Genomic DNA, 13933 nt, shown 5'->3' on the forward strand with positions numbered 1-13933 from the left:
TTTTTCATCTCTATCCCTGTTTGGAAGAATCAAGCGCTCTTGCCAAAATGGCAAGCCCTTGATTGACCGTTTGTTTTTCTTCAGCGGTCAGCGTTTCCAATGAACGCTTCAATTTTACATGTCCTTTTTGATAAAGGCTGCGGAAAATATCTTTCGCGTTTTCCGTTAATTGAACGACGACTGAACGGCGGTCTTCTTCTGACGGAGCGCGTGTAATGAAACATGATTTTTCTAAACGGTCAAGCAGCCCCGTCGTATTTGAAAGGGAAGCGCCCATTTTCTCCGCTATGTCACTCACCTTAAGCGTCCCGTGGTTGTTCAGAAGCATCAGCACCTTCATTTGCGGCATGCTCATATCAAGCTTCATCCACTCCGACACATCGCCGAGTCCCGCCGATGTCATCACTTTCATGTACAGCACCCAAATATCCCGTTCCTCAGGAGAAAAAATATCGCCGCCTAATACTGTTGTATCATGCAGATTATAATCCATCGTCTCACTTCCTCATTCATACTCCTGCATACCATATTACTGATTTTAATCAGAGAAAGAAAGTTGCAGGCGAGTTTTGTTTGAATGTGAGGTGGTAGTGTATAATATGTTGGAGATTATTGGGGGAATTATAATAAATAAGCTATTTTATGATGATTGGAGAGAACATTGCTGACTAAAAAGAATGCCTTATCGATATTAAAAGTATTATTTCCTATTGCAGTTTTGCTTTTAGTCATTTATCAGTCCAAAAAGGAATTGACAGACCTTTCTTTTAAACGAACGCTGTACATTATTAACGGGATTGAGCGTTACGATTTATTTATTCTCGTTCTGCTCGGCCTTCTTGCCGTCAGCGCGATGTCCTTTTATGACTTTGTGCTGAAACGGACGCTTCGCCTCAACATTCCGAATTGGAAAGTATTCAGGGTCTCCTTTATCGCCAATTCCTTTAACAATGTCCTTGGATTCGGCGGTCTGGCGGGCGTCGGGCTGCGGACGATGCTTTACAAAGAACATACGAATGACGTAAAACGCCTCGTCGCAGGCATCGCCTGGCTTACGTCCTCAGCGCTGCTCGGGCTGTCCGTCTTCAGTATTCTGACCATCGCCCGGGTTCTGCCGGTTGGAGAGATTACAGGTGAGAAACCGTGGTTGTGGGCTGTTATCGCGGGAGTGGCGCTTATTGTGCCGGCAGCCTTAATCGCCGCTGGGATCAACAATAAAAAAGCTGGCGCAGAAGACGGTGAAGCAAAACCGAGGCATCCGGTTTTTTCTTACATCGGGGCATCGTTTGCCGAATGGTTCGCGGCGGCTGTCGTCATGTATTATTCTCTGTATGTCATGGGAATTCACGCGGATGTCCGCCATGTATTCGGGGTATTTGCCATTGCCGCTATCGGGGGAATCATCAGCCTTGTGCCGGGAGGATTCGGTTCGTTTGACCTTCTGTTTCTGCTCGGCATGCAGAATATGGGCTTTCCGCAGGAGGCGGTCGTGACATCCATCGTCATCTACCGGATTGTGTATTCATTTATTCCGTTTGTGTTCGGGCTGTTCTTTGCGGCCGGCGACTTAACGGAAAATACGCTGAAACGGCTGGAATCAAATCCGAAGATGGCGCCTGCCGTGGAAACGACGAACGTGCTTCTCGTATTCCAGCGCGCTATCTTGATCAGGGTGCTTTACGGTTCGCTGTCGCTTTTGGTTTTCGTGTCGGGAGTCGTCGTGCTTGCGTCCGTCGCCCTGCCGATCGACAGGGAGACGGTCATTCCGCACATTCCGCGCCCGGCGCTCCTTGCGTTTAACGGGTTATCGCTAAGCGCGGCTTTGATTCTATTAATTTTGCCGATTGAATTATACAAACGGACGAAACGTTCTTATTCAATGGCGGTTGCCGCGCTGGTCGGCGGTTTTGTGTTCAGTTTCTTAAAAGGAATGAATATCAGCGCGATCTTTATTCTGCCTGTCGTCATCGTATTGCTTGTGCTGTTAAAGCGGCAGTTTATCAGAGAGCAGGCATCGTATACGCTCGGCCAGATGATTTTTGCGGCCGCTCTGTTTATTATCGCCTTGTTTAACTACAATCTCATTGCCGGCTTTATTTGGGATAAAATGAATCGGCTCCTTCGCCACGACTATTTCGTCCATAACAATTCGCACATTACATATGCCACGATGACGGCCATTATTGTTGTGCCGCTGTTTTTCCTTGTGTTTACGTTCTTTTATCATAAAAGATCGAAGCCGATCGGAGAAGAGGCCGATCCTGAACGGCTGAAGTCCTTTTTGGCGGAAGAAGGCGGAAATGCCCTCAGCCATCTCGGCTTTCTCGGGGATAAGCGGTTTTATTTCTCAAGCGACGGAAAAGCGCTTTTATTGTTCAGCCAGATTTCCAGAAGGCTTGTCGTGCTCGGTGATCCGTCAGGACAGAGAGACTCTTTTCCGCTTGTGATTGAGGAATTTCTGAATGAAGCGCATAAGCAGGGGCTGAGTGTCATGTTTTATCAGATCGAACGTGAAGATCTGGCGCTGTACCATGACTTCGGCTATAACTTCTTCAAGCTTGGAGAAGAAGCGTTCGTGGATATGGAGGCATTTACGCTGTCAGGTAAGAAAAAAGCGGGGCTGCGGGCGATTAACAACAAATTTGACCGCGAAGGCTACACGTTCCATGTCGGGGAACCGCCGTTTTCCTCCGAGTTTATCGCCAAGCTGAAAGGCATTTCGGACGAATGGCTCGGTCCGAAAAAAGAGAAAGGTTTTTCCCTCGGTTTCTTCGACAGGGATTATCTGGAACAGGCGCCGATTGTTTACGTGAAAGACGCGGAAGGGGAGATCATCGCTTTTGCCAACCTGATGCCGATGTATCAGGAAGGCGAGATATCCGTCGACTTGATGCGTTATCGGAAAAGCGCGCCGAACGGTATTATGGACGCGCTTTTCATCCGTCTGTTTCTCTGGGCGCAGGAAAAAGGCTATACCACCTTTAATATGGGCATGGCGCCTTTGTCAAACGTAGGAACGGCTTTTACATCTTTCTGGTCGGAAAGAATCGCGGCCGTCATCTTCAACAACGTCCGGTATATGTACAGCTTCAGCGGGCTGCGGGCCTTTAAAGAAAAATACAAACCGGAGTGGCGCGGGAAATACTTGGCGTACCGCAAAAACAGATCGCTGTCCGTCACGATGATCCTCGTCACCCGCCTGATCGGAAAAACCAAAAAAAGACGCCGTTAAAGGCGTCTTTTTTTTTGAATAATTGACTAAAAATTCTAATTTCACTCTGTTATACTGAATAACATGATCATAAGGTGAAAGGAAGGCTGATGAATGAAACAGGCAACCGTGTTTAAATATGAAGCGTTTTCCGATATTCCGGATTTGGGAAATCCCGCGGGAATCGTCTTTAACGGAGATGATTATTCAGATGAAGAGATGCAGATGATCGCCGAAATGGCAGGGTACAATGAAACCTCATTTCTCTGTAAAAGCGGAGAAGCCGATCTGCGCATCCGCTATTTTACACCCGGCCATGAAATGAATTTATGCGGACATGCTACCGTCGCCTCTCTTTACGCATTAATTGAAAAGGGAAGGCTTCAGGCTGATCAGACATATCAAATTGAAACAAAAGCCGGCATTCTTCCCGCAAAAGCCGCTGAACGAAACGGCCGGGTATACATCACGCTCGAACAGGCTCCCCCGCAATTTCTGCCGTTTACGGGCGACAAAGAAAAGCTTGCGGCCTCGCTCGGGATTACGGCTGAGGATTTTCACAGCGGGCTGCCGATTGTTTACGGATCAACGGGGATCTGGACACTGATTGTTCCGCTGAGATCACTTAAAGCATCACGGAATATGGTGCCGGACAACGCACAATTCCCCGCTATTTTGCGCGATCTTCCGAAAGCGAGCGTTCATCCGTTTTCTCTGGAAACCGTTCATCCGGAAAGTGATCTGCACGGGCGCCATTTTTCTTCCCCTTTCTCCGGTACGACCGAAGATCCCGTCACGGGAACCGCTTCAGGCGTCATGGCAGCCTATATGCGGCAATACGGAGGCTCCGAAGCCGAATGCCTCACGATTGAACAAGGCCAGGAAATCGGGAAAGACGGAAAAGTGGAAATCAGGATTACAGAAGATAACGAAAAGATGAACATCAAGATGACGGGAACGGCCGTGTATGCCGAAACAATTAATTTTCAGCTTCCGTAACGGTTTACAAAAGCCGGTCGTATCCGTTATATTATAAATGATAATCATTTTCATTTGGATAGGAAGGTGAATCGGCATGCCGAAAACCGAACAATTACAGCAAAACGAAAGTCTTGCACATACAATCAGAAACAGAAGATCCATCCGGTCGTTTAAACCGGAAACCGTACCTTCTGAAGTCATATTAGATATGCTTGAAACGGCCGTTTACGCACCGAACCACAGACTGACGGAGCCGTGGCGTTTTATCTACGCAGCAAGCGAAGCGGGAAAAGCAAAGCTTGCGGACAGCTACGTCTCATTTTTCAAAAAGATAAAAGATGATTTCAACGAGGAAAAAGAGCGGAACATGAGAAAAAACCTCAGCGCCGTTCCGGGATTTTTGCTGGTCGTCTTAAAAGAAGATGAAAATGAATTTACGAGAAACGATGATTTCGCGGCGCTGAGCGGCATGATTCAAAACCTTCAGCTTCTCGCACATGAAAACGGCATCGGCATGGTCTGGAAAAGCGGCCGCATTATGTATGACAAACAGGTGCACCAAGACTTCGGCCTTGCTGACAATGAGCGCTTTGCCGCCATCATTCAAACGGGCTATCCGGATGAAAAGCCTAAGGCGAAAGAACGGACGCCGGCAAAAAGCCTGTTTACCGAATTGTAAAAAAAATCCCCGTCTCTATACAGAGGCGGGGATTTCGTATTAGCGGGTTTTGCTTTTAGCTCTGTTGTCAGCGGCTTTCATCCGCGCCTGCGCTTCACGGTCAGCGGAATCAGCAAGCTCGCTTGAATATTCCTCATATGTGCCGTCTGTTTCGCGTTTCAAAGCATCCGGAACTTGAGGAAGTTTTTGTTTGTTTTTATCACGGTTTTTGTGAGTATGATTTCTGCCCATATCAATCGCCCCCTGAAAAAAGTGATATCAAACAAACATAGTATCTGCCCGGTCCCGATCTTTATTCAGTTTATTTCCGTTTGGCTGCTCTTTCCGCTTTTTTGAATTCACCGGAATAAAGGACTTCCTGCATTTTTTTCAGATTGGCTCCCTGTTGATGTTTTTCGCGCTTCTTTTCCATAAAAGAAGACCCTCCTTCAAAACAGAATACCAATAGGATTGGCTTTTATTTCCGTTTTTATGCAGATAAGAGATCCTTTAAAGCGAAATCAAGCTCTTCATACGTAAATTGAAAACCGGATGTCAGCGCCTGCTTAGGCAGGGCGCGCTGGCCTTTTACGATCAGCAGGCTCATTTCTCCCAAGGCCTTCTCCAGAAAAAGTTCCGGTACGGGAATCCAATGGGGGCGGTGCAGGACGCCTGCGATCGTCTTTCCGAATTGCTTCATTTCTACGGGGTTCGGCGATGTCACATTCATGGGACCGGACAAGTCATCATGCTCTGCCGCAAAAGCAATAAGTTCCGCGGCGTCATCCACATGAACCCATGACAGCCACTGCCGTCCAGAGCCGATGGTGCCGCCGGCTAACAGCTTATAAGGGAGAACCATGAGCGGCAGGGCGCCTTTTTCACCGAGCATCACCCCGAATCTGGCATATACCGTCCGGATGCCGAGCGCTTCAATTTTCTGGCCTTCACGTTCCCACATATGAGCCGTATGACTGAGAAAATCTTCATTTGACGTATCTGACTGTTCGGTGAACGTTTTCTCTGTGCTTGTGCCGTAAATGCCGACGGCGCTGGCCTGAATCAAAGCCCGGGGTTTTTTCGGCTGCTGCTTCATAATCCGTCTGACTTCTCTCGTCGCTTCTATTCTGCTTGAGATGATTTGTTCTTTCGTTGTGTCCGTCCAGCGGTCAAAGATGGATTTGCCGGCGAGGTTGACCCATACATCAATAGGGGGAAGCTCGCGCTCAGGCGCCGCGTTTTCGGCCAGCCATTGAACATATGTCACATTTTTTTGTTCGGTTTCTCTCTGTTTTCTTGATAAAATATAGACATGATGTCCCCGGCGGGTAAACACACCTGTCAGATGCCGGCCCAGAAAACCGGTGCCGCCTGTCATCGCGATATTCATATCCATCTCTCCTTACACGTTGATATATATACTGTACCTCATTTGCCAAAAAGAAAAACGCCTGAACATCGGGGCGGGAAAGGAGACCGGGATGCCGTTTATTACAAAAATATCGACCCAAAAGAAAAATACCGAGCGCTTCAACATCTTTCTTGATGAGAAATATGCATTCAGCGTCGACGCCGACGTGCTTGTGCGTTTTGACCTGAAGAAAGGGAAAGAACTGGACGAGCTTGACATTCTTGAAATCCAGCACGGCGATGACGTGAAAAAAGCCTTTAACCGCGCCGTAGAATTTTTATCATACCGGATGCGCTCTGAAAAAGAAGTCCGGGATCATCTGAAGAAAAAAGAAACACCGGATATGGTCATTTCTGAAGTCATCCATAAACTGTACGATTACCGCTACTTAAATGACAAAGAATTTGCCGAAGCTTATGCGAGCACCCATAAAAAAACAAACGGCAAAGGCCCTGACGTCCTGTTCCGCGAGCTGAAAGCGAAAGGAATAGACGACGATACCATCAAGGAGACGCTCAGTGCGTTTACATTTGATGAGCAAATACAAGAAGCGCTGAAACATATCGGCAAAATCCTCAAAAAAGACAAAAAGCTGTCCACAAAAGAGATCAGACAGCGGGCGCAGATGCAGCTTCAGCGAAAAGGTTTCCCTTTCGACGTCATCAATGCCGCTCTGGAGCAGACGGAGTATGAAAATGATGATGAAGCCGAGATGGAAGCTCTGAAGGCTCATGCGGAAAAAGCGATCAGGAAATACCGCTATGACGGCAGTTATGAAAGCGGAATGAAGGTCAAACAGTACTTATTCAGAAAAGGATTCTCGATTGACGATATTGATCAATTCTTGCAGGAAGAGGAGTAAACTGAAATGGACAAACGATACAGTCAAATGACGCCTCATGAACTACAGACCGAAATTGCGGGACTGACGGAAAAAGCGCGAAAGGCGGAACAGATGGGCATTGTAAATGAACTGGCCGTGCTTGAACGGAAAATTACGATGGCCAAAGCTTACATGCTCAACCCGGAAGACTTTCGGCCCGGCGGGGTGTATCAGATAGAAGGTTCTGATGACACTTTCCGCATTGATTACATCAACGGCGTATTCGCCTGGGGACACAGATCTTCCCCGTCTGACGGGGAAGAAGCGCTGCCGATTTCCGTTTTAAAAGAAAAAAAATAACAAAAGAGGCCGGTTCCGGCCTCTTTTTCTTTTCGGGCACATTCGTTTCAACCTTTCAGTAAAAAATGATTGAATTCATTTTTGATATCTTTTAAGATGGAATTCGTTGTTTTTTTAAATAAAAAGGAGGCGATTTGCGTTGAATATCAAAATGAAACAGCCATCTGTGAAATTAATGATTTTTGTTTTAATGATTTGCACATTTTCCATCGGGTATACGGAATATGCTGTCATGGGTATTCTGACGTCGATTGCCGATGACTTTCATATACATGTATCTTCAGCGGGCATGCTTGTTACAGCGTACGCGGCAAGCGTCTGCCTGACGGGCCCGATCGTAACCATTATCGCGGTTAAGCTGCCGAGAAAGCCGGTTCTGCTAGGGTTGATGGGCATCTTCGTCCTTGCCAACCTGATGAGCGTCTTTGCGCCGAACTTCGCCGTGCTGGCGATTTCCAGAATTTTATCCGCATCCATCCACGGAGCTTTTTTTGCGATCGCCATGGTGTTTGCGAGTGAAATGGTGCCGCCTGAAAAACGTTCCGCCGCCGCGGCTTCCATGAACGGCGGATTAACCGTGGCGCTTATGCTCGGTGTCCCGTTCGGCTCTTATTTAGGGGATGCCCTTAACTGGAGGGCCGTCTTTTTCATTATTTCCGTTTTAGGCATGAGCGGGCTGGTCGGACTGATGCTGGTCGTACCGAACCGGAAACCGAAAGTGATTCCGATGCTGATGAATGAATGGAGTGTCTTTAAGCATAAACAAGTGATTTTTTCCTTTGCGATCACCATTCTCGGCTACTCAGGCGTATTTATCGCTTACACGTTTATTGAGCCGATTTTAAGAGATTCAGCGGGGTTCGGCACAGTCGGCATTACAGGCGCATTATTTGCCTACGGTCTCGGCGGAGTGGCGGGGAATTTCTTCGCGGGGAAAGTGCCGCTCAAACTGCTGACGCGCACGATGATCGGTGTGATGATCGGCTTGATCGGCGTCTTGGCGATTTTTCCTTATATCGCCGTTTTTCCAGCCGCTGCCGTTTCAGCGACATTTTTATTCGGCGCATGTGCGTTCGGCACGCCGCCGCTTTTGCAGACCAAGGTTATTTCTTCCTCTGAAAACGGCACGACAATCGCCGCTGCGGTGAGCGTTTCCGCCTTTAACCTGGCAAACGCGCTCGGCGCCTGGATCGGCGGGTTGATTCTCGGGGGAACGGGATCTTACTCATGGCTGTTTGCCGGCGGTGCGCTGATGACGGCTCTCGGCCTTGTGCTTTCCACGTTCGCTCATCTGTCTGAGAAGAAAGATGTCTATGAATACCAAGTGCATAAAGGATAACAAAAAGCTTGCAGGGGATATTCCGCCTGCAAGCTTTTTTCAGTGTTTCAATGTAATGCTGATCACCGTATGTTTATCACTCTCAGCTAAGGAAATATTCCGGGTTTCCGGTACCCCGTCTTTTTCAAAAACCACGGCATAGGTTCCTTTCGCGCCGCTTTTCCATGCAATCTCGCCGTGGTGATCAGTCTTGCCTATTATCTCTCCGCGGTCTATATTCGGCTGATGATCTGACTCCGCCGCTTTCATCACGGTGACCGTCACACCGGCCGCCGGTGAACCGTCTGCATCCTCAACATGGAGCGTAACGGGCAGTGCTTTTTTGGCGGCGGAATCATCCGCTTTGCCGCATCCGCATAAAACGGCCGCGGCGAGCAAGAAAACAAAAGCTTTATTGATTTGACCAATATTGAATGTTGTCGAATACACTGTTTGTCACCCTTGTTCCCAGATTGTAAGACGACCCGCCGTTTGTATGAATGGCAATGGCGGTCTGGCCGGTGTCGCTGTAATTGCGGTAAACGGGCGATCCGCTCTGGCAGCCGAACGTATCTGTCGTGTAAGTGAGTTTATATGTCTCGGCAGAACGTATCGGCTTGCTGTCCGACCACATGGAACCGGACACTTTGTCGCACGGATACCCTGTCACGGTTGAGGAAAGCCCGGCCGGACTGGAACTGTTGGTCGTCCGGTAGCCGTACCAGCCGACAGTATTCCCGGGCGACCCGTTTACTTTGATTGCGCCGTAGTCATAGTTTGTGTCACCGTTTTCTGTCCACCCTTTGACACTGTAGAATGTCTTGCCTGAATAAGAGCCGTACGGGTACGATGATCCGTTGCGGCCGGGAGCTGCCGTAATTTTCGATGCCCAGCCGTTTTTCTGATCATACACGCAATGTCCCGCCGTAACGATCGTGTCGGCATTGACAAAAAAACCGGTGCATCCGTAAGTGCTTGTGCTGCCGCTGTATGTAACGGTCAGCTGTGCTGTCGCGCGATATGGAAATGATGTTGTAGGAGAAATTCTGATTCGTTCGTCTGTCCCAATAATACTGGAAGGCTTTAATGACTTGATGTCAGCTTTGCTGTTTTGTGCAAGCTGTCTTTTGGTGAGACCCGTTCCTTCATAAGCGGGGGATGTCTGTGTTGTTTGTACAGGCTGATTCAGATGTGCGTCAAACTCCTCACCGCTGTTTGATACAGATGTCTGCGGGCTGCCCTCTGCTTCTGCTGAAACAGCAAATAATGAAACTGACAGTAAGAATGCGGTAAGGCTCAGCAATCGTTTGGAAACTGTCTTCATTTTATAAAACCCCTCCTTTTTTGTCTACCGGCTTTCGGTTGAACATTTAACATATTATGGAATTTATTTAGCGTTATGACCGCAAAAGAATGTTTTTCTCCGCAAAAAAGAGACCGGATCATTCCCGGTCTCTTACGGTGTGTGTTATCGTCTGCCTGAAGCTCTCATGCGCTCTTGCGGGTGCGAATTAATTGAACCGTCCGCCCGTTTAGAAGCGTAGTCATCCTTTGCCCGCGGTTCGCCTTCAAACTTATTATTGTTCTGATTAGGAAATCCTTTTGCCTTGTTCCGGACCATTTGTTTTCCCCCTCGGCCAATATCAAAAGGTTGCGCCTTCTGGACTGAAGACGTAAAGTTAGTATATGCCTGTGACAAGCTGCGTAAAAGCAGCAGGTTTTCCCAAGGAAAGGAGACAGAGACATGAATACATATATCGACAAACTGACGAATTTGCTGCTCGAGAAAAATGACATGCTCAGCTATTTGCAAGCGCGAACTTGGGTTGAGCTTTTATGGGGAGATTTCGAAGCGACTTACGCAAAAGCCGGCCGCCCGTATCAAGGAGAGCAAATGACGGAACGCGTTGTCAAGGAATGGATCGAATCATACGGCAGCAAGCTCCATATGTTCCAGAACGTTCGGGAAGACGTTTCTCATTATTTGGATCAAAGCAGGGGTCTCCTGCATTAACATAGCAGTGCGCCCGCCGGATATCGTCCGGCGGTTTTTTCTTTTTATAAAAGAAATGGGAAAATCATGTTTGACGACCCGCGGAATGTGGAAATGTGTAATAACTTATAAAATAGCGGGGAGGAACCACAATGAACATGAAAAAGGGGTTAACCGCATTTATTCCGGCCGCAGGACTTTGCTTATTTTTAGCCGCAGGCACCGTTTTTTTCGATCCGGCAGCGAATGCCGCAGCAGTTCACCAGACAAAAATAGACACCGCAGCAGATACATATATCGTGAAAGCAGGAGAACTTAACGTCCGCAAAGAACCAAATAAACAAGGGTCGATTATCGGCACGCTTCGTTCAGAGGATTCTGTAAAGGTTAAACGGCTTCAAGGAGCAGATTGGGCTGAGATTGACTACAAAGGTCACAAAGCCTATATTTCCACGCATTTTCTGATGAAGCAGCCGGTGAAGGCGGTGACGGCGAAACAAACCGCTTTTTATACGCCGACTTTGGAAACCGGCAAAAAAGGGTCCGTTAAAGCGGGTGAAACCGTCAATGTGCTCGGCTGGGGGTTCAGCCATGACGGAGGGTTTGACCGTAAATGGGCGTACGTCACATACGGCGGGAAAGCAGGTTATGTGAAAACGGCCGACTTAACTCAAAAATAAAGATTCAGGCAGGCGAATGAGCCTGCTTTTTTTCTGAAACTTTCCGCCTTTCCTTTCGTAAAAGATGAAAAGGAGAGTGAGGGATATGATAATGGTGATCGGCGGCCTTCTGATGGCTGCGGCCGGCATTTTAGTCACATTTTTTCCGCCGAAGTCGATCAACAGCCTGTACGGATATCGGACGAAGCGCTCTATGGCGGATGAGTCGCAGTGGAGAGAAGGAAATCGATTCAGTGCGCTCCTCATGATTTTGTTCGGCCTTATTTCGGCGGCAGCTGGATTTGCGGGCAGCCTGCTTATCCGGCTGACTCAGCCGTTCGCCCTGATCGTTCAGGCCGTATTGTTGATTGCGATCAGCGTACTGATCATCGTCTTAACAGAAAGAAGATTGAAACAAACGGGGAGGAGAATCGATGAATGACATTACGTTTCACATGATCGAAACAAACGGAGTGACGCTGCACACGGCTTCAGCCGGTCCGAAAGACGGTCCTTTGGCGGTGCTGCTGCACGGGTTTCCGGAATTCTGGTACGGCTGGAAGAGTCAGATCAAACCGCTGGCGGATGCCGGATACCATGTTGTCGTGCCTGATCAGCGCGGCTATAATCTCAGTGACAAACCGGAGGGCATTGAAAACTATACCATTGATACGCTCAGAGACGACATTATCGGGCTGATCACTCATTTTACAGATGACAAAGCCGTCGTCATCGGCCACGATTGGGGAGGAGCCGTGGCCTGGCATTTGGCATCCACGCGGCCGCAATACGTTGAAAAATTGATTACGGTCAATATCCCGCACCCGGCTGTTATGCGGAAGGTCACACCGTTCTACCCGCCGCAGTGGAAGAAAAGCTCTTATATCGCGTTCTTTCAGCTTCCGGAAAAACCGGAACGGAGATTGTCTGAAGACGATTACCGCGTATTGGATCACGCGATCGGCTTATCCGAACGCCCGGCGCTTTTTTCACGGGAAGATATCGGCAGCTACAAAGAAGCATGGGGCAGAAAAGGAGCGCTCACGGCGATGCTGAACTGGTACCGGGCGATCAGAGCCGGCGGTTTAGGCCCTGCCGTTCCGCTTAAAATGCCCGTTCCGTACCGATTAATATGGGGCGTCAATGACCGCGCGCTGAGCAAAAAGCTTGCCAAGGAAACAAAACGGATGATTCCAAACGGCGACTTAATCTTTATAGACGATGCCTCACATTGGGTCATTCACGAAAAACCGCGCATCGTCAGCCATTTGATTCATGAATACCTTCAGCAATAAAGTCTGTCCCGCGTACAGACTTTTTCTTTTTTTTCTCATATCTGCCGAAAAACATGACAAAATATAAACCATATGCAGAAAAAAATTTCTTTCCCTGTAACAAAAAAAGGGTTTAAACGTCATTAAAAAAAGGAAAAGCCTTACTGAAGTTTTGCGGACAATTCCTTTAAGGACGTCCTAAAAAAAGAATAATACAAAGAAGGTGCCTTCATGAAACAAAGGTTAATCTCAATTATTATTCCGTCTTACAATGAAGGGAACAATGTCAAGCTCATCCATGAATCTTTAAAAAAAGAGTTTCAGACGATTCATTATGACTATGAAATTTTCTACATCAATGACGGAAGCGCGGATGACACCCTTCAGCAGATTAAAGAACTGGCCGCCAGAAACCATCGCGTCAAATACATATCTTTTTCCCGCAACTTCGGGAAAGAAGCGGCCATTTTGGCAGGATTTGAACACGTGCAGGGCGAAGCGGTAATCGTGATGGACGCCGATCTGCAGCATCCGACCCATCTGCTGAAAGACTTCATTCAAGGCTATGAAGAAGGGTATGACCAAGTCATCGCGCAGCGCAACCGAAAAGGGGACAGCCCCGTGCGTTCCGTGCTTTCTTCCCTGTATTATAAATTTATCAACAAAGCCGTCGAAGTGGACCTGCGTGACGGGGTCGGAGATTTCCGCCTGCTGAGCCGGCAGGCCGTTGATGCCCTTTTGAAGCTGAGTGAAGGGAACCGTTTTTCGAAAGGGCTGTTTTGCTGGATCGGGTTTGACCAGAAAATCGTATTTTATGAAAATGTCGAAAGGAAGAACGGCACGTCCAAATGGTCATTCAGCAATCTGTTCAACTACGGAATGGACGGGGTCGTCTCCTTCAACAACAAGCCCCTGAGGGTATGCTTTTTCACCGGTATTCTGATATTGCTTCTGTCGATGGTTTATATTGTAACGACCTTTGTTCATATTCTGACACACGGCGTGTCCGTACCCGGATACTTCACCATTATTTCCGCCGTGCTGTTTTTAGGGGGCATCCAGCTTTTGAGTCTCGGCATCATCGGAGAATACATCGGCCGGATTTACTATGAAACAAAAAAACGCCCGCACTATTTAATTAAAGAAGCGAATATAACGTATGGAGAACAAAATGAAACGAATTATACAAAAAAGCGCAAGTGGAACCATTAAACAATCGCCGCTGTGCGCAGGGTCTGGGGACGT

Annotated in this window: 18 protein-coding genes; 11 read left to right on the plus strand and 7 right to left on the minus strand. The window is 48.0% G+C overall.

From position 1 onward, the window contains the following. Positions 1-10: 10 nt before the first annotated feature. Positions 11-493 carry a MarR family transcriptional regulator gene (locus J6600_RS04220; RefSeq protein ID WP_014417231.1) on the minus strand — a complete coding sequence of 161 codons (483 nt, stop codon included), beginning with the start codon at positions 491-493 and terminating at the stop codon, positions 11-13. 168 nt (positions 494-661) lie between these two features. On the opposite strand from J6600_RS04220, the gene mprF reads away from it, so the two are divergent. The 3 genes from mprF to J6600_RS04235 all read left to right on the plus strand — a co-directional run bounded on the left by mprF (position 662) and on the right by J6600_RS04235 (position 4871). Further along, the gene (gene mprF, locus J6600_RS04225) at positions 662-3232 is read left to right on the plus strand and encodes a bifunctional lysylphosphatidylglycerol flippase/synthetase MprF (protein WP_163094366.1); all 2571 of its coding nucleotides are present in this window, start codon (positions 662-664) and stop codon (positions 3230-3232) included. Positions 3233-3325: 93 nt separating this feature from the next. Beyond that, positions 3326-4210 (plus strand): PhzF family phenazine biosynthesis isomerase, encoded by an 885-nt coding sequence (locus J6600_RS04230; RefSeq protein WP_022552781.1) that lies wholly within the window; start codon positions 3326-3328, stop codon positions 4208-4210. Positions 4211-4286: 76 nt separating this feature from the next. After that, positions 4287-4871, plus strand: a complete 585-nt coding sequence (locus tag J6600_RS04235; protein ID WP_209388021.1) for a nitroreductase family protein — start codon at positions 4287-4289, stop codon at positions 4869-4871. A gap of 39 nt (positions 4872-4910) precedes the next feature. On the opposite strand, the gene J6600_RS04240 is transcribed toward J6600_RS04235, so the two are convergent. From J6600_RS04240 to J6600_RS04250, 3 genes are all read right to left on the minus strand, one after another. Further along, on the minus strand, positions 4911-5102 hold the full coding sequence (locus tag J6600_RS04240; protein ID WP_003155508.1) for a YfhD family protein: 192 nt from the start codon (positions 5100-5102) through the stop codon (positions 4911-4913). A gap of 70 nt (positions 5103-5172) precedes the next feature. Beyond that, positions 5173-5283 carry a YfhE family protein gene (locus J6600_RS04245; RefSeq protein WP_003155504.1) on the minus strand — a complete coding sequence of 37 codons (111 nt, stop codon included), beginning with the start codon at positions 5281-5283 and terminating at the stop codon, positions 5173-5175. 57 nt (positions 5284-5340) lie between these two features. Next, positions 5341-6240: a TIGR01777 family oxidoreductase gene (locus J6600_RS04250; RefSeq protein WP_209388022.1), complete on the minus strand. Its 900-nt coding sequence runs from the start codon at positions 6238-6240 to the stop codon at positions 5341-5343. A 91-nt stretch (positions 6241-6331) separates the two neighbouring features. On the opposite strand from J6600_RS04250, the gene recX reads away from it, so the two are divergent. The 3 genes from recX to J6600_RS04265 all read left to right on the plus strand — a co-directional run bounded on the left by recX (position 6332) and on the right by J6600_RS04265 (position 8783). After that, positions 6332-7123: a recombination regulator RecX gene (recX, locus tag J6600_RS04255; RefSeq protein WP_003155502.1), complete on the plus strand. Its 792-nt coding sequence runs from the start codon at positions 6332-6334 to the stop codon at positions 7121-7123. A 6-nt stretch (positions 7124-7129) separates the two neighbouring features. Then, the gene (locus J6600_RS04260; RefSeq protein ID WP_007408553.1) at positions 7130-7444 is read left to right on the plus strand and encodes a YfhH family protein; all 315 of its coding nucleotides are present in this window, start codon (positions 7130-7132) and stop codon (positions 7442-7444) included. A gap of 145 nt (positions 7445-7589) precedes the next feature. Then, the gene (locus J6600_RS04265) at positions 7590-8783 is read left to right on the plus strand and encodes an MFS transporter (protein ID WP_209388323.1); all 1194 of its coding nucleotides are present in this window, start codon (positions 7590-7592) and stop codon (positions 8781-8783) included. Between the two features lie 39 nt (positions 8784-8822). On the opposite strand, the gene J6600_RS04270 is transcribed toward J6600_RS04265, so the two are convergent. The 3 genes from J6600_RS04270 to J6600_RS04280 form a co-directional block, all read right to left on the minus strand. After that, a complete protein-coding gene (locus tag J6600_RS04270; RefSeq protein WP_209388023.1) occupies positions 8823-9212 on the minus strand; it encodes a DUF2606 family protein in 390 nt (129 codons plus the stop codon). After that, positions 9175-10086 carry a trypsin-like serine peptidase gene (locus J6600_RS04275; RefSeq protein ID WP_029973980.1) on the minus strand — a complete coding sequence of 304 codons (912 nt, stop codon included), beginning with the start codon at positions 10084-10086 and terminating at the stop codon, positions 9175-9177. Before J6600_RS04275 ends, J6600_RS04270 begins: the two co-directional genes overlap by 38 nt. Before the next feature lie 144 nt (positions 10087-10230). After that, positions 10231-10383 carry a small, acid-soluble spore protein K gene (locus tag J6600_RS04280; RefSeq protein ID WP_003155495.1) on the minus strand — a complete coding sequence of 51 codons (153 nt, stop codon included), beginning with the start codon at positions 10381-10383 and terminating at the stop codon, positions 10231-10233. A 123-nt stretch (positions 10384-10506) separates the two neighbouring features. Between J6600_RS04280 and J6600_RS04285 the strand changes: the two genes are divergently transcribed. The 5 genes from J6600_RS04285 (at position 10507) to J6600_RS04305 (ending at position 13900) form a co-directional block, all read left to right on the plus strand. After that, the gene (locus J6600_RS04285) at positions 10507-10776 is read left to right on the plus strand and encodes a YfhJ family protein (RefSeq protein WP_095273206.1); all 270 of its coding nucleotides are present in this window, start codon (positions 10507-10509) and stop codon (positions 10774-10776) included. 131 nt (positions 10777-10907) lie between these two features. Next, entirely contained in the window at positions 10908-11435 is a 528-nt protein-coding gene (locus J6600_RS04290) for an SH3 domain-containing protein (protein ID WP_015417063.1), read from the plus strand. 85 nt (positions 11436-11520) lie between these two features. Next, positions 11521-11856: an SdpI family protein gene (locus J6600_RS04295; RefSeq protein ID WP_017419152.1), complete on the plus strand. Its 336-nt coding sequence runs from the start codon at positions 11521-11523 to the stop codon at positions 11854-11856. Beyond that, on the plus strand, positions 11849-12709 hold the full coding sequence (locus J6600_RS04300) for an alpha/beta fold hydrolase (RefSeq protein ID WP_022552789.1): 861 nt from the start codon (positions 11849-11851) through the stop codon (positions 12707-12709). The genes J6600_RS04295 and J6600_RS04300 overlap by 8 nt, the downstream gene beginning before the upstream one ends. Before the next feature lie 210 nt (positions 12710-12919). Next, on the plus strand, positions 12920-13900 hold the full coding sequence (locus J6600_RS04305; protein WP_003155484.1) for a glycosyltransferase family 2 protein: 981 nt from the start codon (positions 12920-12922) through the stop codon (positions 13898-13900). Positions 13901-13933: the final 33 nt, after the last annotated feature.

The sequence above is a fragment of the Bacillus sp. LJBV19 genome, from assembly GCF_017797845.1.
Lineage (GTDB): Bacteria > Bacillota > Bacilli > Bacillales > Bacillaceae > Bacillus > Bacillus velezensis.